Below are 22,745 nucleotides of genomic sequence, written 5' to 3'. Positions count from 1 at the left end.
CCCTAGTTCCGCCAGTTACCGATCGCCAAATAAGGCTCGGGCGTAGCCGACACCAGTAAGCGGGTATCACGATCGGTAAGATAGGCTGTGGCAAGTACAGCCTGAAGATCATCCTGAGATACTGATCGCCGCTCTAACTCCGAAGCCTCAGAAGCAATAAAACCAGTATCGAAGTCACCCACTTGAAATTTGGGGTGATCCAAGAGGTGCTGCAAATATTCGATATTGACTGTGACGCCAAGAATGACGGTATTTTCCAGCGCGTCCCGAAGCCGACCTATCGCCTCACTGCGCGATGGAGCGTGAACAATTATCTTTGCTAGCATCGGGTCGAATGAGGACCCAATCACCTGACCAATATGGAGCCCACTATCTACCCGAATACCGTCTCCACTTGGCTCATTTAGGTAGAGTACCTTGCCCGTTTCCGGCATAAAATTATTAAAGGGATCCTCAGCACAAATCCGGCACTCAATGGCATGCCCACTGGGCTTAAGATCATCTTGTGTAAACGTTAGACCTTCACCCATTGCCACGCGTATTTGCTCAGCCACAATATCGACACCGTAGATCATCTCTGTGACCGGATGCTCGACCTGAATTCGGGTATTCATTTCCAGGAAGAAAAACTCACCTTCCGGGGTGTATAAAAATTCCACGGTTCCCGCGCTGCTGTAGCGCGCCGCGCGGGCTATGCCCAGTGCAACCTCACAGATTTCCTGGTGCTTCTGCTCTGACAATGCCGGTGACGGCGCCTCCTCGATGACCTTCTGGAAGCGACGCTGAATAGAGCACTCCCTTACCCCTAGATGAAGCGTCGTGGCACTGTCGCCCAATATTTGCACCTCGATGTGCCTGGCACTTGGGAAGTAGCGCTCGATATAGACGCGCTCATCGTGAAAGTATTTCTTCGCCTCTGAAGCCGCGACCCGCAAACTACCCTCTAGATCCTCCAATGCGCGGACAATATTCATGCCTTTGCCGCCACCACCCGCCGCGGCCTTCACCACAACAGGGAGCCCCATCGATTCCACCGCATCCCGCAAAGCACTCAACTCGGCACTCTCTAGATCGGACGCGCGAACACTAATGGAAGGCGGCACCGGAAAGCCGTGCTTTTCGACAAAGTTCCTGGAGACGATTTTATCGCCCATCAGCTCGATAACGTCCGCCTCCGGTCCAATAAAAGTGATTTCTTCGGCGGAGAGCGCGCGGGCAAAGCCGGCGTTTTCAGAGAGAAAGCCGTACCCCGGGTGAACCGCGTCTGAGGCGCTCTTTTTACAGGCTTGAATAATCTGCGGTATGTCTAAATATGCGGCGGTGGGTGTATCGCCGTAGACCTCGATAGCTTCGTCCGCCTGTCGCACATACAAGGCATGCCGATCCTCGCTGTGAAAGATCGCAACACTGGAAATGCCCAACTTGCGCAGAGCAGAAATAACACGCAGCGCTATTTCACCCCGGTTTGCAATTAGTACTTTCTTAAATGTTGTCATAGCGGCTCTCGTTAATGTGATTCCCGATCTATTGAAGCCCACAGCTCTTCGGGAACATCCAGCTCCATATGCAGCAACGCCAAACCGTGAACCTTGCCTTGCGCGTCAACAATGAGGCTTTGCGAGCCACCACCGCGAAGGGAGTCTTCGAGAATGAAATTGAAGGCGAGTAGTTTGGGTAACTCGTAGCGGGTCACCCCGCCCAGGCAAATTTGACTGAGGCAGGATTTAACACTATCCGCCGTGAGGGTGGACGACAGAAAGTCGTAAACGGCGCGGCTTTTTGCAATGACACCGATATTACTGCTGTTACCTTTGTCGCCAGAGCGGGCGACAGCGATATCCATTAGTCTTACTGTTGGCATAGTTATACCCGCTCTACACTGTGTGAGGTAACGACATAGCGCTTATTAATCAGCGCCGGCCAATAACCGACGACCTCGGAGGCCCTCGCCCGGCCGCCAGCGAATCCTGTCACCCCCGGCGGACCAGAAGTCAGCAGTGGCGCAATCTCCTTGCCTAAGACCTCAAGGTCCCTGCGGTTATCGCCCCTGGCACCAAGGCGCATCTGGATTTCGCCGGGCTGATCAAGAGTAGGCACCACCCCCTTACAAAGAACATTGGTACCAAACAACTCGAGAAATCGGTCTTCCCTGGGGATGGCAATGCCCTGCATTTCTAAACGTTCAAATACGATATCGGCTAGCACATGGGCCTTCTCTACGGCATCGGGGCCGGATATACACAAGGTACTCAATATTTTGTAGCCATCCGCGTAGGCTACTGACACTTTATAACTGTCAGTAGGTGCCCGCCCTTTCACACCGGATACAACAACCCGATCCTCGCCATCACTACTCAGCTCCATAGCAGTGAAATCGACAACACAATCCGGGCTTAAGTAGTTCTCCGGGTCACCCAGCTCATAAAGTAACTGGGACCCGACCGTTTCTATGGATACCAAACCGCCGGTATTCTCGTGCTTTGTCACTACAAAACTGCCATCGGCTTTCGCCTCGCACACTGGGTAACCGATACGCGCAAAATCCTTCACTTGGCGCCAATCAGAATAGTTGCCACCAGTACACTGAGGTCCGCATTCAAGGATATGCCCCATGACAGTCCCCGCCGCCAGTTTGTCGTAGTCGTCCATCGCCCAGCCAAATTCATACATTAGCGGCGCCAGCACCAAGGAAGGGTCACTGGCTCGCCCTGTAATCACGATATCGGCACCGTCATGCAAGGCGTCGACAATGGATTGAGCCCCTATATAGACGTTGGCGCTGGTTATTCGATCAAAGACCTTATCTATCGGCTCACCGGTCTCCAGGTGCACCAATGGCTCACCTTTTGAACGAAGGTCATTTAGACTAGGCAGGATGTCGTCGCCTTCCACGATACCGACACTAATACCACTTAGCCCCAATTCCTGTATTACCTGCCTGGTTGCATTGAGACACGACCGCAGATTCACGCCCCCAGCATTGGCGATGATCTTGATTCCCTTCTTCTGACAAGTCGCCAGCACGTCCTTCAACATAAGCGGAAAATCAGTGGCAAACCCTGCGTCTGGGTTACGAGCTTTCTGCTTTTGCAGAATACTCATCGTCGTCTCGGCCAAATAATCGAAGGTCAGGTAATCCACCGGACCTTCTTCTACCAGCCTTATAGGGCCAAGCTTGCTGTCGCCCCAAAATCCTTGAGCGTTTGCAATGCGTATGATTCTTTCGGTCACGAATAAGACTCCTGTCACCGTCTATGTATGCTGCTTACAGTTTAGCTTGCTATATTGCCGACGCGGTTTAGTGGTGAGACCAATTAGGCTTTCGCTTCTCAAGAAAGGCACTTAACCCTTCTCTCCCCTCCGTAGAGTCGCGGATTTCGGCAATAAATCTCACGGTGTCCTCGATCATTTTCTCGTCTATGCCGCCCCGCGAAACCCGCTCTATAATTTGCTTGGCTTTGGCGAGTCCGGAAGGCGCATTGGCGAGAAGGGTGGTCGAAATCTCCGCTATTCGGGAATCAAGGCTCCCGTCCGCCACGACCTCGCTTAACATACCCAAGGCTTCAGCACGTGAAGCGCTGACTTTTTCCCCGGTCATAAATAGCCGTCTGGCCGGCTTGGGGCCTATGGTTTTCACCACATACGGGGCTATCGTCGCCGGCACCATGCCGATCTTTATCTCACTGAGCGCCAGGAACGTGTTTGGCTCGCCAACTGCGATGTCGCAGCAGCACACCAATCCAACACCTCCACCCATGGCAGCGCCTTGCACTCTCGCAATCGTGGGCTTCGGTAGATCATTGAGGACTTTCATGAGCGTCGCCAAGCGGCGGGCATCCTCTACATTTTCCTGAAAGGTGTTTTCCCCCATTCTGCGCATGTAGTTGATATCACCACCGGCACAGAAGTTTTTACCTCTGCCCTCAATAACAACCAGCCTTACCCCCGGGTTTTCGGCCGCCGCCAGCAAGGCATCGGTAAGATTAGCTACCTGGCGATCGTCGAACGCGTTATGAACCTCAGGGCGATTCATTATTAAACGCAGTTTTCCGTCAGCAGAGAGCTCTTGTACTAGTTCTGATTCGCTCATATTTTTATTCGCACCAAATACCCGGACGCGGGCCATGCCGAGCCCTGGGGGCAGCAGGAAAAGCGCTACGTTTTTCTTCCTAACTTATTTCGCGCTTTTCATACGCTTCTTTTTGGGCACACCTTTTTTGGCACCCCCAAAGGAGCCCAGGCGTGCCATCGTTTATCGAATGACCAAGCTTGTCTTTAAGCTTAATTGACTATAGCTCAATAACAAAATGACCAGCAAGACTCAATTAAGGACAGAGTTTTTACAGATAAACCCTATCAATTTGACCGGCACAAAAGACCAAGCAACAGAAAACCCATACCGGCCGCGCAAGCCATCGGCACATTTAGAAACGGAGAGAATAGGTATGTAGGAGAGGAAACGAAAAAGGGAGAGAGCGACCCCGGTCACCCAGGACCGGGGCTTGAAGAGCGGGAAGCGATACAAATGAATGGAATTAAGCGCCGAACTCTAGAGCGCCGCCCCCTAAGATGCCCGCGTACCCTCTACAGAGTTTTTGCCCATTGGCCCAACTTTCACTTCGCCCTTCAAGTCATCGCCATCGACGGTTACATCAAACTCCAAGGTCATAGCAATTGGCGTCGTAACCTTACAGTTCCACTGAGCTGAGTCACCATCGGTTTTACCATCCTCGATAAGAATCGCACCCAGCGGGGAGAGAATTTCGCCCGCCAGCTCACCACCATCCACATTGGCGCTCATTTTACCTTTCTGCTTACCCATGGGCGTGTTGAGCACGATATCCCAGTTACCAGCAATACTCATTGTTGTATTCTCCATTATTGGTTTATGGCGCGACACGCCTATCTACTCTTACAGCAGCAATCAACACTAATTGAATTCTGCTCAATTAATGTTAGCCTCTATTTAGATTGCAGACAACATGGCCAGAAAACAAAAATCGACATAAAGTTATTTACAATGCATGTCGCCCCAATTATTTCGACAACACACTTTTGCTCGCTCAACTTTTACTATTATTTTTCTTTTTCATTCAAACGCTTACAGTGCTCAGGTAATTGATGCGCCAGCTGCTTTTAAATCGCTTTCCTGAAAGGCAGCCGGTTACCACGCTTTCAGCCTTGGTTAGCGACGATGTTTTTCCAGTTGCAGCACTATCAAAAGTGCCTGCCGGCAGCGCTTATCACCTGACAATGGCTTTAGTTACCTTTTAGTAACTTTTTATTTGCCTTTCATCTTCCACAGATTTGCTATCGCGGCTTATCCACAAGCGACAGCCCAGAGTCTTTACAGAACAAGTTAGCCTACATGCCACGAAAATCAGGCACACGCCTCCCCTTAAAAGCCGCGATAGCCTCGTCAAACGAGCGGCTATTGAAGCTTTCGGCCTGAAGTTTTTTTTCAAAGGACAAATAGTCATCAATTTCCATGTGTTCAGCTTGCCTGAGCAATTCCTTTGTCCTCAGAGTAGCGGTACCTGCACAACGACAAATCTGCTCTGCCAAAAATAACGCATCACTGAGTGCCGCCCCTGGCTTGCACACCTGCTGGACCAAGCCCATCTCCATAGCTTTCGCAGCAGAAATCCGCTCACCATTCAAACACAGTGCCAGAGCTTTGCTATAGCCAATAGCTCTCACCAATAGCCAACCGGAACCAAAATCGGGGACGATAGCGAACTTAGGCACAAAGGGCAGATGGAAATAAGACTCCTCGTCGGCAAAAACAAAATCGGCATTTAAGGCCAAACCGACACCGGCTCCGATTGCTGGACCATTCAAGGCCACAATGGTAGGCATTGGCAATGCGCGCAACCGGCTGACAAGCGGGTTGTAGACCCGCTCCATCATACCCCCGACATAGCCCCCCCGATCGCCGGGGAAGCTGGTGAAATCTTTGACATTCCCCCCGGAGCAGAACACCTCCCCCAAGGCCGTAATCACCAGCACTTGAACGCTGCTGTCGGACTCAACCTCAAGTAATACTTCAAGCATCGCCTCCGCCATACTTTCGCTCAGGCTATTTTTTGTTGGAGGATCATCGATTTGAATCAGGCCAACACCGTTTTTGCTTTGAAAAGAAATCATGTCAGCCTGCTGTCTTGCTTGCCTGTATTGAAAGGGGTTATCAGTGGTGACCAATTAAAGCATGGGCGCTTGAGTTATGGTCGTTGATGGCGGCCGGTACCAGATAGCAGAAGTCACCGCTCGCTCCTGAATGGACGTCGGCTCTATAGGCTCTTCACCCAGCTTGACAGCATCGTAAGTTGACCAGCGAGGGGTGGGTATCTCAAGAACGCGGGCATAGTAAAATGCACTTTGTTCAGGCTCAAAGTCGGGGTCCTGCCAAACCGCCCACAGTTGCCCATCCCCAATATCGTTGGTATAGGTGGCGTTTTCCACATCCACCGTGTTGCCGACAGGCGGCACTTGGCCCGTAGTCTCATCCGCTATACGGCCGTCCGACAGCGCCACATTGTAGATGCGCTCCTGTGAACGCCCTTCGTCATCTACCCAGCCTTTAATAATCTGAATACGATCAAGATTACCACTGCGGGGATCCTTACTTGCCCATACGGCAAAGCTTGGTGCATCGCCCTGTAAAGGCGGTAAGTCTCCGCCCATCGGCACACCGTTTTCCTCGGCAAGGGGTATACGCTGCTCATGCTGCACTAAGTCAGCTGGATAGTTCCAGCCACCAAAAAAGCGAACCGAAATTCGCGGCCCCGATGTCGCGTAGGTCTCCTTTCTGCGCATAGCATCGAAGATCGCCTCTCGAGTGTTAGAGGTAGCCCATACTGCGGCAAGTCCGGCGGCGCCCCAGCGCCGTGATAACTGATACTGAAGCGGAAGAACCACACTCTTGCCCAATCGAATACCCGCACTTCCGTCTAGCAAGGGCAGTTTGCCGGTGAAGTTATCCTCTTCAACCGGAGTAGACGCATTGTGGCTATCACTACTGCCGATTACGCCAAACCGATACGGGTTAAACCCCTCCCGATGATCCATTTCGATCCCCAGGCGCAGGGCGTCTCTGCTATACCCGCCCTTCGCTTTCGCCTGACGGATTTTGCCCGACATCAGTGTGTCGAAGATTTCAAAATCAGCAAACTCATCATCCGGGGAAAGTTCCGGATGAGTTTCGGATGTTCCCTTGATTTGAAAAATTTCGCTGATCGGCTCATTACGCATCCGGCGCTCTGCGTAATCGCTATTCATATCTTCACTGCTAAAGGTCTTATCCCCATACATCAGTCCGTTGCTGACGTTGCCATTATGGGGAATGGCAAGATTGGCCATGCCTCTGGCTCGCTGATTCTCCAGCGCCGTCCACAGATCCTCCGGGTCCTGAGACATGGTCGAGCTAAATGGTTGGTCTGGAACCTCACTTCCGCGATATATTACATTGCGGTGTAGGTTGTTTTTATCCGGCATAGACGACCACTCATAGCCGATAAACGTGGTAAAACGGCCGGGGTCGTAGTTTCGCTCGGCGCTGGCGATAATTTCGCGCCAGGCATCCGCCATCATTTCCTCACCACCCGGCACCTGACCAACTTTCGGGTCGAAGCCAAGCATGGTGCGCAGCCATGCATAGGTAAACAGAAGCGGCCCATCGTTTAGCAGCCTGTCTCTCAGTGAACGGCGAGACAGCGGCAGATCCGGATCCTGGGCACGGACCACCCCGAGGTACTCGGAATGATCTGTTACCGCAGCGAAGTCCAGGGGCTCACTAATACGGATACCATATTTAGCCGCATGAGCTATCTCACCGCCTTTAGCAAAATGGTATGCGTCATCCGGCATAGCCCTTACACCCATAACAAAGGCATCGGTAGACAAACTGGTATGGATATGAAGATCACCCCAAAGCAGATTACGCTCTGGATTACTGGGGACGATTGGCATATCTGCCTCAGGGCGGGCGTTACTGCTATGGTATTCTGGAAATAGTGACGGATCGTCTACTGGCTTACATCCCACAAGCCAACATATAAGGAGGACCATAGTAAAACAGGTAGTCGGCCCAGCAGTTCTCGCGCAACTAAACAAAGTGTTCCCTCTCTTCCAAATAGGTATTAGGCCAGATAGCACTGGCCCGCTCTACAAAACCGCGCTTAAAATCCGTATTTAAAGTCTAGGCCAAAGTGAGCCTCTTTACCCATCGTAATAGAATTGGTGCCGAAGCCAGAGTAAACCGCGCTGCCTGTAGCCACATATTCTTTATTGGTAATATTGTTACCATAAATTGACACGCGGATGTCCCTGTTGTCTCGCGGAATCCAAGACGCTCTCGCCGACCAGGTACTAAACCCTTTGATCGTTGCATCATCCCTGAATTGAGGTAAACCGGCCATTGCGTCGCCACCGATAAATTGCTCGGAGCGAGTATTTCGGCTCAACACGAAATCAAGCAGTCCAAAGCTAAACTCCCGACTGTAATTGACGGAAAGGTTATAGACGAATTCAGGTATAAAGGGAAAAGGTTCGTCGCTGCGATCAACGGGCCCCGGCGTACCAGTAACCGGGTCGTTCACCGTATCGTCATACTCCAGGAATTCGGCATCAATGAAATTGCCAGAGGCGTTGATCACCCAATTGTGACTAAGCAGCCACATCAACTCGGCCTCCACACCACGCATCCTGGCCAAACCGGCGTTGTTGGTAAATATTTCGGGCGCGCCCAGAGAGGGGATGTCGGCAACAACAACTTGGATGTCTTTGTAGTCCGAATTATACAGAGCCATATTCAAGCGCATTGACCGTTGCAGGGCATCCAGCTTAAAGCCAATTTCAGAACTCACGACAAATTCTGGATCGAAACTGTCAATGCCAGTAGACAACACATTGAAACCGCCCGACTTAAAGCCCTCGCTGACACTACCGTAAATCATAAGTGCATCAACATTGTTCCACTGGAAATGCTCCGACGCATCCCAGGATAAGCTTATCATCGGCGACAGTCGTTCGAAGTCAATTTCGCTGCGCTGAATCTCACCCCTTGAGAGCTGAATATCCATTCCCTCCAGGTTATTGAACATCGTCTCTGTCATAACGGTGATGGGAGTACCGGGAGGCAGTGGCACGATACCTGCCACCGGAGGAACCGCTTCTGCCTCAAACTGCTCTACGCGAATCTCCCGCTGTTCATAGGAATAACGAAGACCGGCAGTGAGGTGCAGCGTTGGCGTAATGTCGTAAATTACCTGAGAGAACGCCGCGTAGGAGGTATTGTCGTATGAGCTAAGCGCCGTATTGTTCACCCCGCGAACATAGAGACAGTCTTCCGGCAACAAACCACAGAGCATATTGATGTTGGGCAGACCCGGTAGGCTTTCAAACCCTACCCAACCCTCACGGGTGGAAGACTGGCCCTCCAACTGGCGATCCAGGGATTCCCACGAGGCAAACAAGCCCACGGTATAAGTTAATCTATCCTGTAAGGCCAAGCCCGAGTACTGCAATTCCTGCCCTAGAGTGTAGCGACTCCCCTCGTCGCTATAGACACCTTGTTCCTTTAGCTGGTTGCGAACGTGAGCGGTATTCCGAATTGCTAGCAAGTCCGTGGCATCGAAGTCGAAATCGCTGAAATTATCTCCCTTAAGAACATAGGAGGTAATACTTTTTAAAGTACCCGACTCAAAATCCCAGGTCAGGGTATTTCCGAAGAGCGCGTCCTGCGAAACGAACTCGTTCCCGTAGTTCTCCGTTTGCACCTTTTCTTGACCAATCAAGCGCTCAGCATTGCTACAGGCTTCGTGGTAGGCCTCTGGGCGACCCGGCGCGCGAGCATAACTTAGGGCCCCATTGAGGGTTATCTGCTGACAATAGTGAGGCGGTATGTTTTCGTCCTGGTCATTAAAGTAAGCCAATGACTTCATCGACATATTATCGCTAATACGCCAGTACAGCTGCAGCGCCGCCATCAGGCGGTCATCGTCACCCATGTGCGCACCGGTATCCAGGTCTTCTGCGTAACCATCGGATTTTACTGAGCCAAAGGTAAACTTGGAGAGCAATCGATCCTCAATTAGCGGGAGGTCAAGGGAGATCGTCGCATTTCGCTGACCAAGTGTATCGAGCTTGCTACTAAAGCTTAGCATCGTTTCCTCGGCCGGGTCCTTGGTAGTGACGATAATCGCGCCGCCCACGCTGTTTTTACCAAACAGCGTACCCTGCGGCCCCCTGAGCACCTGTACGTTTTCAATGGCTACTGTATCCAATAGCTGACTATCATTCCGTGCCAGGAATATACCATCCATATACACGGCGACACCCGGATCGGCCTGCACTTCGTTTATCCTGACCTGACCGACACCGCGAATTGAGAAGCCACCCTGCTTTCTACCTTCGCGCTGATCAAGGCTGGGGGCAATTTTGGCGACATCAGCAATAGTGGCAATGTTATTCGCCGCCATCTGCTCGCTACTAATGGCTGTAACCGCCACTGGAACATCTTGCTGGCTTTCGCTCCGCTTACGGGCAGTTACGACAACCTCCTCTAGTTGTGCAACACGCTTCGGAGCCTCTTCTTGGGCTACCGATAAATTGGGCAAGGCAATAAAGGTGACGATGCTGGTTAATAAGGTTATTTTTTTCATATCTCTCACTTCAATGCTTCTAGGAATTTTTGATCTTATAGTTACTTCACCATAGGGCCTCTGGCGAGCCTGATTTTAAGTTTCCGCTTGCTACATGCGGTCATAAATCCTCAAGCCAAAAGACCTTCGCACCGCCGATCGCTTACAAAGCCTTCTTATGAGGTTTTTAGATTCATATCTTAATTATCAGTCTGCAATGCGCAGCTACTCGACTTACACTATAACGCTGTCTATATCTGGATATAATCTTAAAATTGTAGATTTATTGTTTTTGAGTGCGAACAAATACCTTTCATTTTTATCGCACCAGTTGTCGCCTAAGCCAATTGCCTCGACTCGACTCCTGTACTCTCATTAGCAATAGCTCGTGAATCTTAGCTTCAATGCGATGAGCAACCACATCACGGATCTCAACCAAGGTACCATCATCTAAATCTTGGGATTTATATTCTGAAAGATTCAGTGGCTCACAAATTCCCATATAGAACTTTTGTGGCTTTGGAATAAAAGTCCCCAGCACCCCCTTTGGAATCGGGACCAGCAGATCCTGTCGGATGTTATCACTTAGTAGCCCGGTCTTTCTGAGTAGTTTGCCAAAGGGGGAGTCGAACCACTCGATACCCTCGCAGTATCGATCATAGAATTCATCGGGGCCTACAGTTGCAAACGGTAGAATGGTATACCCGTGTTTGGCCGCCAGGCGGACAAAGCCAACGCGGTCTTTCCACTTTAACGTGTAACGTTCGTGGATTGGTTTATTAACCTCGTATGAGCCGCCGGGAAAGACCATCAAGTCTTTTCCCTTTTCCATCAAGGACGAACCGACCACCGGGCTTCCCAACACTCCCCCCATGTTCAGAATCAGACTTTTTGTGGAAGGGTTTTTGAACAGCACTTTATCCGCCATTGCCCTGACGAAGCGCCCTGTCTCAGTCAGCATAGAGGACTGAATCAAGGGCACATCCAGTGAAAACAACGAGTGGTTTCCCACCATCAACACCGGGGACGGGGACAAATTACTTACACCGCTCAACCTCGGCGAGAACAATAGCTTAGCCAGCTTGGAAAAGGATTTGTGGTGCCGTATCGCACGACTTTCACTAGACAGTGATTGTTCGACCATATCCATCAGGTCGAGCTCATTTTTAGCCGGTGTGGTGCCAATTGTCGCCACGTAATCTGTCCCTGTTTTTATACTAATAAGTCAAGCTGTAAAAACCATCGCCAAAGCTGTTTACGAGTCGGTCGACGCCTTTACCCAAATCGCCATAATAAAATCAATTATCGACACAGTAGCTTTACACACCGGGCTACACTCCCCGGTAAACAGATCTCCCAAAGAGACGCTTATTGGCGGTCTCGGGGGAATAACACCCACCTGTTCTTCGTAATCCTGATACTGCACAATCATCTCATCCAACTTTTCGGGCTGCGCTTCAGCAAGATTGTTCATCTCCCCGGGGTCTAACTGCAAGTTGTACAGCTCCCATTTCCCGCTACCCACAGGTGGCATAAGGCGGGTTATCTTCCAATCTCCAGCAATGGCAGCCTGATGCCCAAAAAGCTCGATGGCAAACTGGCGAGAGTGTGCTGCCGTTGGGTCGGTCCAGTTTTCAATGAGAGACACACCAGAAGGTTTATGCTTGCCCCTAAACACTTCACTGCCCTGTGGGTCGATACCAGCTAGTTCGTAAACAGTGGCGGGCAAATCCGTGACATGAGCGAGCTGCGCTGAACGCCGACCCTTGGCTACCTTCGGACCGACAACAATCAGTGGCGACCTTACTCCGCCCTCTGAGATCGCACCCTTATATAGCTTGAATGGCGTTGCCGATGCCCAAGCCCACTCTCGCCCCAAGTAGGGATGACTTCCAGGCTCACCTTCTTGTGCACCCGGCTCAATAAACCTACTTCGGTAGTAATCCCTACTCATATTCGGGTAGGACAAAGGTGTTGCCGCGTTGGGGCCATTGTCGGAAAGAAACACGATATAGGTATTTTCAAGCTCCCCCGACTCCCGAAGAAAATCAATGAGTCGCGAGATCTGATCGTCCATGAATTCGATCATCCCGGCGTAGATTTCCATTGGCCGTGCGGCGTCCTCTCGCTCCTGATCAGTCAGGCTGTCCCAAGACGGAATATGGGCCGGTATAAACTTTGGAAATTTTGGTGCACCCCAAGTTTCAATGCCGTCGGGAATCAACCCGCGGTTGGTCAACTCTGCCAAGCGCTGACGCCGAATGGAATCCGGACCGGCCGAGTAGACACCGCTGTACTTGGCACGCCAGGGCTCCGGCACATGTAATGGGTCATGGGGAGCAGTGTAGGCAAGATAAGCGAAGAACGGCCTCTCGCCGTCCACTTGGCGAATATACTCAATTATTTTGTCGGTATAGTACTTTGAGGAATAGAAGTCCTCCGGCAGGGTCGCCGGCTGACCATTTTCCATATAATTCGGTCCGGCACCGGGATAGAGCGCAGCGCCATCACTGTAATGGCTGGCGCCACCTTCCAACAAAAAGTACGACTGATCGAAACCGCGGACATTGGGATACTGGTTCGCTTCTTTGGCCAGGTGCCACTTGCCGCTCATCAGCGTCGTGTAGCCAGCTGCCTTAAGCCCCTCAGCCAAGGTAACAACATCGTCGCTGAGCTGCCCCGCGTAATTCTCCGAGTTTAACTGGTTTGGCGCTTGCACACCGGCCATGGTACCCAGCCCGGCAAGGTGACTATCAACACCGCTCATTAACATCGCCCGGGTTGGGGAGCAGGTTGGTGAGACATGAAAATTGGTCATGGTTACGCCCTCGCTAGCGAGGGCGTCCAAGGTCGGTGTGCGTATCTCGCTACCAAAGGCACTGATATCCGACCAACCCATGTCATCCGCAACAATCACCAGAACGTTAGGAGGATTCTGGGACGCGTGAGTAAAGAAAGCAGCGGCCATCAATATCATACCCAACATATACCGCCAGCCGCTGAACGAAGCCGGAGCACTGAGGATATGACGATCCCTCCCCACTTTCATATCATTGACCCATTTTGCGGCGACATAGACACTGCTTTTATCGTTATCTTACTCAAATCCACATTCTGGAAAGAATACAGCAGTTGCGTTTCTGCGAGCGGTCGTACTGTGTTCTTTTTCAGTTACATAACAGCCGGATTTTCATTCTTTAACACACTTTCCGTCCGGCCGCTTATCATTGCCTGATGCTCTTCCAAATACGGCCGAATCCAGAATTGACCAGCCATCACACCCTCGTAGCAACTCTCGGCAACCTCTTCAGGCTCGGTTAGTTTAAATTCTGCATTGGCACCCAACGCCGATTTTTTCAAATCTTCCATGGTCAGGTAATCCTCGACTTTGTTGTCGTCTTTGAATTTCTCCTGACGATTGCGCTGTGAAGCTAGAATCTGGGTGTTGACCATATGTGGCCCAGGAAACAACAAGTGCACCTTGATATCTGGGGCAACTTTGGCCAACTGCGCATAAAGCACTTCTGTTAGAGATGTAACCGCTGCCTTAGATGACGCATAAATTGGCGTTGTAGGAAAAGAAATACATGCACCATTAAAGGACGTAGTATTGATGATATGGCAGGGTTTACCCACCTCCAGCATTTTGGGCACAAAAGCGCGCACGCCATTGGCAATGCCCATCACATTGACCGAGTAACCCCAGCTCCAATCATTGGCAGTGAGCTCCCATATCTTACGATCAGCCTCCTTGACACCAACCCCGGCATTGTTGAAAAGCATGTCTACCTGGGAAAAGGTATCGTACGCCTGCTCACACAAATTCCGAACCGATTGCTCATCAGTCACATCCGTCACCACACCCTTGGCGCGAACACCTTCACTCTCGAGCTGGCCAACCGCCCGGTCCAGCGCGGCCTGCTCAATATCAGCCACGACGATATTCATACCTTCGCGACCAAAACGCTGACAAATTGCAAAGCCCACGCCGCTGGCGCCACCGGTCACTACCGCGGTTTTTCCTGAAAGCTTACCCATACTCATTCACCAAATCCTTACTATTATTGTTGCGTACCGCTGATCTTAGCTTCGCCAAGTAGCATTTCTACCAAGCTAGAGAGAGAATTTATGCCCCCAGAGACTCGGGGTCGTAGTCGTAGTCGGTGTATAGTTTTCCCAGTCCATCTGCATACCGTCGCAGCCATACTCCAGCGGGAAACCCGCAGGCGTCATCATGTAGAAAGACAACATACGGTCATTGGTATGGCGACCAAGTGTGGAAGTAATGGGAATTTCTCTATCGACCACACGACCAAGGCACTCCCCCACCTCGTCCACGGTACTCACTTCCAGCATGAGATGAATACATCCCAAGGGGCTTTCTCCACCAAACAGCGCCAGCGAATGATGCCGCGGGTTTTCTACATGCATAAAATACAAACCCAGGCCGGGATCTTCGGGATCGTCTCCGAACTTAAAGTTCATATAGTCAGTATCGCCAAGACCTAGCACATCCCGATAAAACTGATGGGTCTCTTCAAGGTTCGGGGCGGGAAGAACAGCATGACCAAAACCGTGACTGCCGTTCAATCCGGTGACAAAGGCCGATACGCCGGTAGGAGAGACGAACTTGCTGTAATCCAGCTCTGCACCATAATACAGCTCTACGGTATTGCCGGCAGGATCATCAAACCGTACCAAGTCGCGCACGCCGCGCAAGCGCCGCTCCTCGGCGCTGCCTTTAACAAATTCGACCCCCTGGGAGCCCAGCGCGTCTACAGTCTTATTGAAGTCATCGGCGTCATAGGCCTCAAAGCCGATCAATTGCAGCCGATCCCGCTCGCCCGGGGTAATCACAAACCGGAACGGCCGCTCGTCAATTCTCAAGTAGATGTTTTCGTCATGCTCACGCCAGGATGAATTCATCATGCCCAGGACTTCAGTACCGTAACTCAGCCACTTTTGCGGGTCGGTAGACTCGATAAAAGCGTAACCTATACTGCGAATAGTCATTACTTCGCCCCCTTGTCATCGGCGATAAATTCCAGACATTCCTTGTTGAACAACTCTCGGTGCTCCACCATCACCCAGTGGCCACATTCAGAAATCAACAACAGCTTTAGATTGGCGCAATTTTTGGCGAACCCGAGAATCCCACTGTCCGGCATCATGCGGTCATCAGTGCCCCAAAAACCCAGAACCGGACACTGCAATTCGGGGAGGCGCTCCACCAGATACGGGATTTGCATGGTGATCATCACGTGGCCATTCATGATCTCCATGATTTGCGCGCGCTCGGCTATCAGCTCGTCAGTCACACTCTTCGGATCGTGCACCAGCGCTGCGGAGAAAAACTCTTTCATCATTGCCGGTGTTATGGTCTCGCCAGAGCCGTAGACTTCAAACATCTTCTGCATGCCGGGCATGGCGAAGTATTCTTCAGTTTGGCTCATACCACCCGGGGCCATCACAATCAGCTTTTTGACTAAATCGGGGTGCTCCAGCGCCAGGCCAATGGCCACCGCGCCACCCAGTGAATTGCCAACAACCACACACTCCTCGACCCCTGCAAGGTCCAGAGTTTGCTTAACGCATTCAACGAAGAAAGACAGCGGATGCTGAACATCGTCAGGCTTATCGGAAAAACCAAAGCCAATTAGATCCGGCACAATACAGCGATAGCCATTCTCGACAAATACCGGATAGTTGTCCTTAAAGTTACTGTAACCGCTTGCCCCAGGACCGGAGCCGTGAAGAAACACCACCACAGGGCCATCACCCTTGTCGATGTAGTGAATCCGATAGCCGTTAGGGCAATGTGCATAGTTTTCGTCTGGCAGCGCGCCGTTCATCGTCATGGAACTTACCTCAATCTGTTATTCGTTATTAGCCTGCAGCGCGTCAGCCAAAAGCCCGGCGACGCAACAAGTCGGAAGCCTACAGCCCCAGCTCCGTGGGCTCGTGACCAAACAGGACTCCGCCCAGATTGATCTCAAAGGACTCGGAAATATTGGCAATGTGGGCCTGGCTTGCCAGCATATCCAAATGCTTTTTCAGCAAAGGGCTGCCGTTTCGAATGGCGCCCGAACCTGCTGCCTTAAGCATTTTGGAAGATAGGGCAATACACCGATCGGCAACCAGGGAGCTCTCGTAGCGGAAGCGTGCCCGCTCAACCATGCCCAGCTCAACACCGGTTTCTGCGCTGCGCATCATGGCGTCAAAGCTATCCATCATGATTAGTTTCATAGATTCCACGGCAGCCTTGACCTGTGCCGCTATGCGCTTAGAGTCGTCGTGGTCTCGCATTAGCTTGCCGCCGGCAATGCGGAATTGCGCCACTTGGATATAGTCCTCCAACGCCGACTCCAAAGTACCCAGCGTCGCTGTACACACCGCCCGGGAAAACACCTGCATAAAGGGCAGCTGGTAAAGGGGACGCTTATCTTTGTGCTTGTCAGTTAGCGCATCTTCCAACATGCGATGAGTTCTGTAGTCCGGTACAAACACATCGGTAAGCTCAATGTCGTGACTTCCAGTAGCCTTTAGCCCAACAACATCCCAGTTTTTCTCGATCGTGTAATCTTCTATCGGTACTAGGAAAGTGCGGTAGTTCTTAATATCCCAGGGCTCTCCTTCCACCGGCACGACGCCACCAAGAAAGACCCACTTGCAGTGTTCACAACCACTGGAGAAACTCCAGCGACCGCTCAACTTGTAGCCACCCTCGACAGCCTCCACCAAGCCGACCGGCGCATAGGATGAAGAAATCAGCACTGTCGGATCATTCTTCCATACTTCCTCGGCGGCCTCGGCATCCATAAGGTTAAGCTGCCAGTTATGTACGCCAATAACACTCAACACCCAAGCTGAGGACATACATGACTTCGCCACCTCCAGAACAACACGGTAGTAAACCTGTGGATCCATCTCGTAGCCACCGTATTTTTCCGACTGCAGAATCTTAAAAAATCCCGCGTCCTGAAAATCAGCAATGGTTTCCTCGGGTATCTTGCTTTGCGCTGCCGCATCGGCCGACCGCTCTTTCAAAACCGGGCCTAGGGCTTTCGCTCTTTCTATAAGTTCCTGGGCGCGCGCTGAATTCAGGCCCCGTAGATCAATTTCCTGGTGATTATTCATTTATCATTCCACCTTGTTATCGTTGGTTAATGTGGCCAATCAGCGTCTAAGCGAAGTTGTAGAATTGGGAGAAGTACTTTCTGAACTGCATAATCGGCCCGTCGCCATCACACAGGACAGGGTTTTCCAGATGGAATTTCTTATCCCAAATTGGGATATCTCCCTCCACCCCTTGCTGACCATTGGTGGATGCAATAGCAAACTCCATGACGGCATCCAGATAGCTGCCCTTCTCATACTTGGGATGGCTGTAAGCAAATCGAACATCCACTTGCTCTCGGGTAATAGGGGTAACAAGCACCTGCACTAGGTAGTCACCCAGGCCACTGAATCGGGTCCATTTTTGTCCAGCGCCGTTTTGCACAACACTGACGCTGACCTCGACTTCCTCCATCTCGCCCTTTTCATTGGGGACCGTTTTGGGCCCCGACACATGACTGCGACGAATATGGCCTTCGTACTCGGTCTTACCCAGGGGCACTGCTTCCATGTTGTGAACAAACTGAAAGTGGGCGACATCGACTCCATTTTCAGCAATTTCCTGGGGACAGGAGGCAAAGGTCCACTGGTATCGGCGACTGTGCTCCCACTCCGGATCCCGGGACTCTGGCAGATCGAGCACATCGTAATCAGGCGCCTTTTCCTCTGGGTGATACCATGCCCAGATCACATTGTTCTTTTCACACACCGGGTAGGTTTTCAGACAGGGCTTTCCCTCCCACTTGGGGGGAATACGCTTGGCATAGGGAATAGCTGTGATAATCCCTTCTTTATCGTACTGCCAGTGGTGAAAGGGGCAGCGCAATGACTCTCCCTGTACGGTGCCACCGTGGCCCAGATGGGCCCCCAGGTGGGGACAAACCGGGCTGGTCAACCCCACCTTCCCCGACGCCGTCCTAAACAGCACCATCTCCCTCTCGAAGTAGTGCAGGTTTTTCACTTCGTTATTTTCAAGCTCATCGCTGAATCCGATACAGAACCAGCCGAAAGGCATCGGCATAGGAAAACGTTCCGCCACCATTCATCCCCCCTCTTTTCATGTAAGCCGAGTTATGCGAACGCCGATCTGACTGGGCCAATACGCTCAGCGATGACGTTGAGCTTATCGACGTCGAGGTCGTAACAATTCACCGCGTTACCCGAGAGCATGAGCTCCAGTTCATTCTCTGGCACACCCTTCAAATAGGCTTCCATCTTCTCTTTGGTATGCGGCCAACTGCCCTCGGGATGCGGGTAGTCGGTCCCCCACATCACGTTTTCGATACCGATTTCGTGGCGCACGGCAGTGGAACCTTCATCGAACAGCGCCGATGCTCCCACCCATACATTGCGACGGAAGTACTCGCTGGGCTTCATGGTCAAATGGCTACGGAAGTCACCCAACTTCCCGGAGGTGTGCTTAACCGAGGCACGCACGTCCATCAGCTCCAGCATATGGGGAATCCAGAACTCGCTGACTTCGGTCAGGGCAAACTTCAGCTTAGGAAACTTCTCGAACACACCACCAAAGATCAGAAACCACAGCGGCCGAGCAGCCCACCAAGCAAACTCGGTCACAAACACCCCAATGGCACCAGGCAGGGTGTAGTCGTAGTCAGGCGAGGGACCCGAGTGAGTATGTACAACCAGACCATTCTCCGCGCAGTATTCCCAGATCGGGTAGTACTTGGGATGGTTGTAGGCGTCTTTGTCACCCATCAAAGGCGGAATCAAAATGCCTTTGAGGCCGTTCTCGTGAGCCCATTTCACTTCACGCAGCGCCTCATCCACATCGTAGAGCATCAGCACAATTGCCAGACCAATCCGGCGCACAGGATCCTCTTTACAGAACTCGGCAATCCACCGGTTGTGAGCGCGAGCACCGGCCCACTGCAGTTCGGGGTCGATACCCCAGGGCTTCAATGCCAAACCGGCGCCGAAAGGCGGCGCATTCATTTCGGTGATGCCATCGGGGAAGAGCACTTCGGCAGCGACCCCATCGGCGTCGATCACCCGATTGCGCACGGAGCCATCCCAAGCGCCAGCCAGACCATCACCCGCGTCCTCGCGCCACTTGTCGTTAAAATCGGAAAGCAGTAAGAACTCTTCCGCCTGCCGTGTCATCTCCCGCTGAATCGGCAGCGCCTCATCAAAGGCGGCATGGTATTTGGAATCCAGATAGTCCCGATACCGCTCCATTGGCAGCCCTGCATGACCATCTGTAGATACAATGAGAAAACGATCCATAGCATTTATTCTCTGTCGTTGCTACTGAGGGAAAAAATATATACCTCACTCAATAAGCAGGGAAGAGCCTAGATGTAATCACATTGTCTCTGATTAAATAACAATCCCGTCAAACCTGAAAAATACTGGCAACAATAAATATAAATGTATTTATATCAATCACTTATAAAATATTAACGCAGCATATCTGGAATATTAAATTTCATTCAGGACAAAAATGCACACAGCGATATTAATTTTATATGACTCAATAAAGGGGAAGCGAGAAAATTGCCAACCGTATCGTGCAACCACCAGGTTGGGAGCAACAACACCCACAGGGCAGCCACCAAAGACCCATCAATTCGCCTTTAAGACTACCTAGCTTGAGCGCTCGCTGACGCGAGCAGGGCTAGAAACACAGCGACCGGGAAATTTCACGACCCATCATCACCACGGGCGCTGTAAAACACATCCCGATACTTGAGCCAAGTGTTGCCCGCCATGGACTGGCACAAAAAGTCGATAAAAAAGCGGACTTTCGCAGAGAGGTGTTGATTGCCTGCATACACCGCCCAAGAGGCCCGCCAGTAAAAATTCCATTGCCGCGGCAACCTAACCAACTCACCGGACTCTACCGCACTGGCCGCAAAAAAATCGGGCAACTGAGCAATGCCTATCCCTTCCTTGGCAGCGGCCATCAGGGCCAGGCCATCTTCGCTGATCCAACTGCCATCAACCCGGAAGCGGTGCTTGCCCGTAGGCGTATCAAAATACCAAATGCGTTCAGGCGCGGAGAGACCATTATGGTCCTTGAGGTCATCCATGGTCTCCGGCATACCGCACGCCTCCCAGTAGGAGGGCGCAGCGTACAAACTCATGGTGTAGCCACCCAGCTTGCGGGCCACCAGGGACGAGTCGGCAAGGTCCCCGTAGCGTATGGTTATGTCGTAACCCTCAGCAATCAGATCGACATCGCGAAAACTGGAGTGGACTTGAATGGAAATATCCGGGTGCATGCGCGCAAAAGACGCTATCGCAGATGCCATATAGTGCACCCCAAAGCGGCTGTTGATCGCCACCTTTAGGGTCCCCTTGGGGCTGTTCTGCATGTCGGCAACAACTGACTCCAAATCTTCGTACTGCTTCGAGATAAGTGTGCACTCGCGATAAAACACCTCCCCCACATCAGTAAGGGTGAGCTGCCGGGTTGAGCGCTGCAGCAAGCGGGCATTCAATCTGTCCTCGAGCTTACTCACCTGCTTGCTGACATAAGACTTGGACACACCCAGCTCCTCCGCGGCAGCCGTAAAACTGCCGGTAGAGACTGAATGCACAAATTCGTCGATGCCGTCCCAGCGACCGACTGGCGATACGATGTTCTTATTCAATGGCACCTCTGGCGTTTTAGCTCATTGATTTTTAATCAAACTTTACTTCCGAGTACTCTGGATTCTCGCCATTCACGATAGCCTGCATCAACTTGTGGAGGTGACCACTAAGAGGGTGAGTGAAGATCCAGAATTTCTCCTCCCTGATGGCATCAAATACCGTGTCTGCGCAGGCCTGTGGAGAAATAAAATTGGGATCTGCCGCCTCGGTGGCCGCCTTCACTTCAGCGAGCCTCTCAGGATCCGGATCATCTCCCAGAAAACTACCGATCAGGGCATTGGCAATATTGGTCGATACCGGACCGGGACACAGTAGCGAGACATTCACCGGCATACGCTGCATTTTTAGCTCCAGATACAAGCACTCCGTCAGCCCACGCACGGCCATTTTGCAGGTGGTGTACTGCCCCATATTGGGCGCTGCCACCAGCGAGCCCACCGAACCGGTATTCACAATGTGGGCATTGTTCCCCGCCTCGAGGATGCGGGGCAGAAAGGCATTAACCCCATTGACCACCCCCATCACATTGACCGACAACATCGTTTGCCAATCTTCGGCACTTTGCTCCCAGGCACCGCCCACTCGCAGGATACCGGCATTGTTGAAAAGCAGGCCAACCGTGTTAAAGCGCTCAAAACAGCTGTTCGCGAAGCCCTGCATAGCCTGGGCATCAGTCACATCCACGCGCTGGAAAAACACGCTCACACCCTGCTGCTCCAGCTCCCCGGCAAAGGACTCAAGTGCCGGTAGATCCATATCCACCAGTCCCAGGTTCATCCCCTCCCCAGCCGCTTTAGTGGCAATGGCTCGACCAATACCGCTAGCCGCCCCAGTAACAACGGCAGTTAAGCCTTTAAACTTATTCACAACACACTCCTGGATTGATTAATTTCACTAAAGACTGCCCACCCTGCTATCTATGGCGCTATGGCGATCAAGGATATAACCCACGCCAGCATCCCCATTGCCGATGAGACCGATCATCGGATCGGCCACCACAGTGCTGTAAGTGTTGTATGCCTCCACTATCCCGAGGCAATCCCGCAGCACAATGACCCGAAGTTATGACACCGGGCGAGGCAGTGCTAAGCACCCAAGGGAATGGGCAAACTTGTGCAAAGGTTCCCTAGCTATCTCTATTATCATAATTGTTCTCTACCGCCGTCTTCATCGCGGTTTCCACCCCATAGCTGAACATATTATTGAATCCAATTCAATTAAAAAGTCCAGCCCTCTTGCGAAGATCGGCCAGCACACAATAGAAAAGCTCCCCACCGCCTACAAGTGCACATTGCAACTCGCGCAACACCGATTAGACAGAGGCCGTGAACAGTCATGTTACGGATAATTTATTCTCGTCGTCGCTTACAG

Annotated in this window: 18 protein-coding genes; all 18 read right to left on the bottom strand. The window is 51.7% G+C overall.

The features are described 5' to 3' along the window. Window positions 1–2: 2 nt before the first annotated feature. Entirely contained in the window at window positions 3–1,496 is a 1,494-nt protein-coding gene (locus I6N98_RS01515) for an acetyl-CoA carboxylase biotin carboxylase subunit (protein ID WP_198570073.1), read from the bottom strand. Window positions 1,497–1,507: 11 nt separating this feature from the next. Continuing rightward, window positions 1,508–1,861, bottom strand: a complete 354-nt coding sequence (locus I6N98_RS01510; protein ID WP_198570072.1) for an AtuA-related protein — start codon at window positions 1,859–1,861, stop codon at window positions 1,508–1,510. A gap of 2 nt (window positions 1,862–1,863) precedes the next feature. After that, on the bottom strand, window positions 1,864–3,231 hold the full coding sequence (locus tag I6N98_RS01505; RefSeq protein ID WP_198570071.1) for an acyclic terpene utilization AtuA family protein: 1,368 nt from the start codon (window positions 3,229–3,231) through the stop codon (window positions 1,864–1,866). 67 nt (window positions 3,232–3,298) lie between these two features. Beyond that, a complete protein-coding gene (locus I6N98_RS01500; protein ID WP_198570070.1) occupies window positions 3,299–4,090 on the bottom strand; it encodes an enoyl-CoA hydratase-related protein in 792 nt (263 codons plus the stop codon). Window positions 4,091–4,564: 474 nt separating this feature from the next. Next, a complete protein-coding gene (locus I6N98_RS01495) occupies window positions 4,565–4,864 on the bottom strand; it encodes a hypothetical protein (RefSeq protein WP_198570069.1) in 300 nt (99 codons plus the stop codon). A 500-nt stretch (window positions 4,865–5,364) separates the two neighbouring features. Further along, a complete protein-coding gene (locus I6N98_RS01490) occupies window positions 5,365–6,147 on the bottom strand; it encodes an enoyl-CoA hydratase/isomerase family protein (RefSeq protein WP_198570068.1) in 783 nt (260 codons plus the stop codon). A gap of 54 nt (window positions 6,148–6,201) precedes the next feature. After that, a complete protein-coding gene (locus I6N98_RS01485; RefSeq protein ID WP_232787426.1) occupies window positions 6,202–7,968 on the bottom strand; it encodes a DUF3604 domain-containing protein in 1,767 nt (588 codons plus the stop codon). Window positions 7,969–8,177: 209 nt separating this feature from the next. Then, entirely contained in the window at window positions 8,178–10,661 is a 2,484-nt protein-coding gene (locus I6N98_RS01480) for a TonB-dependent receptor (protein ID WP_198570067.1), read from the bottom strand. A gap of 298 nt (window positions 10,662–10,959) precedes the next feature. Next, window positions 10,960–11,835, bottom strand: a complete 876-nt coding sequence (locus I6N98_RS01475) for a lysophospholipid acyltransferase family protein (protein WP_198570066.1) — start codon at window positions 11,833–11,835, stop codon at window positions 10,960–10,962. 60 nt (window positions 11,836–11,895) lie between these two features. Continuing rightward, window positions 11,896–13,689, bottom strand: a complete 1,794-nt coding sequence (locus tag I6N98_RS01470; RefSeq protein WP_198570065.1) for a sulfatase family protein — start codon at window positions 13,687–13,689, stop codon at window positions 11,896–11,898. 122 nt (window positions 13,690–13,811) lie between these two features. Then, on the bottom strand, window positions 13,812–14,684 hold the full coding sequence (locus tag I6N98_RS01465; RefSeq protein ID WP_198570064.1) for an SDR family NAD(P)-dependent oxidoreductase: 873 nt from the start codon (window positions 14,682–14,684) through the stop codon (window positions 13,812–13,814). A 69-nt stretch (window positions 14,685–14,753) separates the two neighbouring features. Then, window positions 14,754–15,653 (bottom strand): VOC family protein, encoded by a 900-nt coding sequence (locus tag I6N98_RS01460; RefSeq protein WP_198570063.1) that lies wholly within the window; start codon window positions 15,651–15,653, stop codon window positions 14,754–14,756. Continuing rightward, window positions 15,653–16,498, bottom strand: a complete 846-nt coding sequence (locus I6N98_RS01455; protein WP_198570062.1) for an alpha/beta fold hydrolase — start codon at window positions 16,496–16,498, stop codon at window positions 15,653–15,655. The genes I6N98_RS01460 and I6N98_RS01455 overlap by 1 nt, the downstream gene beginning before the upstream one ends. Window positions 16,499–16,577: 79 nt before the next feature. Beyond that, entirely contained in the window at window positions 16,578–17,777 is a 1,200-nt protein-coding gene (locus tag I6N98_RS01450; protein WP_198570061.1) for an acyl-CoA dehydrogenase family protein, read from the bottom strand. A 46-nt stretch (window positions 17,778–17,823) separates the two neighbouring features. After that, on the bottom strand, window positions 17,824–18,798 hold the full coding sequence (locus I6N98_RS01445; RefSeq protein ID WP_198570060.1) for a Rieske 2Fe-2S domain-containing protein: 975 nt from the start codon (window positions 18,796–18,798) through the stop codon (window positions 17,824–17,826). Between the two features lie 29 nt (window positions 18,799–18,827). Further along, window positions 18,828–20,003 carry an amidohydrolase family protein gene (locus I6N98_RS01440; protein WP_198570059.1) on the bottom strand — a complete coding sequence of 392 codons (1,176 nt, stop codon included), beginning with the start codon at window positions 20,001–20,003 and terminating at the stop codon, window positions 18,828–18,830. 416 nt (window positions 20,004–20,419) lie between these two features. Then, window positions 20,420–21,373, bottom strand: a complete 954-nt coding sequence (locus I6N98_RS01435) for a LysR family transcriptional regulator (protein WP_198570058.1) — start codon at window positions 21,371–21,373, stop codon at window positions 20,420–20,422. 31 nt (window positions 21,374–21,404) lie between these two features. Then, complete coding sequence (locus tag I6N98_RS01430; RefSeq protein ID WP_198570057.1) at window positions 21,405–22,241, bottom strand: SDR family NAD(P)-dependent oxidoreductase; 837 nt, start codon at window positions 22,239–22,241, stop codon at window positions 21,405–21,407. Between the last annotated feature and the right edge of the window lie 504 nt (window positions 22,242–22,745).

The organism is Spongiibacter nanhainus (assembly GCF_016132545.1).
GTDB classification, from domain to species: domain Bacteria; phylum Pseudomonadota; class Gammaproteobacteria; order Pseudomonadales; family Spongiibacteraceae; genus Spongiibacter; species Spongiibacter nanhainus.
This window is presented reverse-complemented; position numbering and strand designations above follow the sequence as displayed.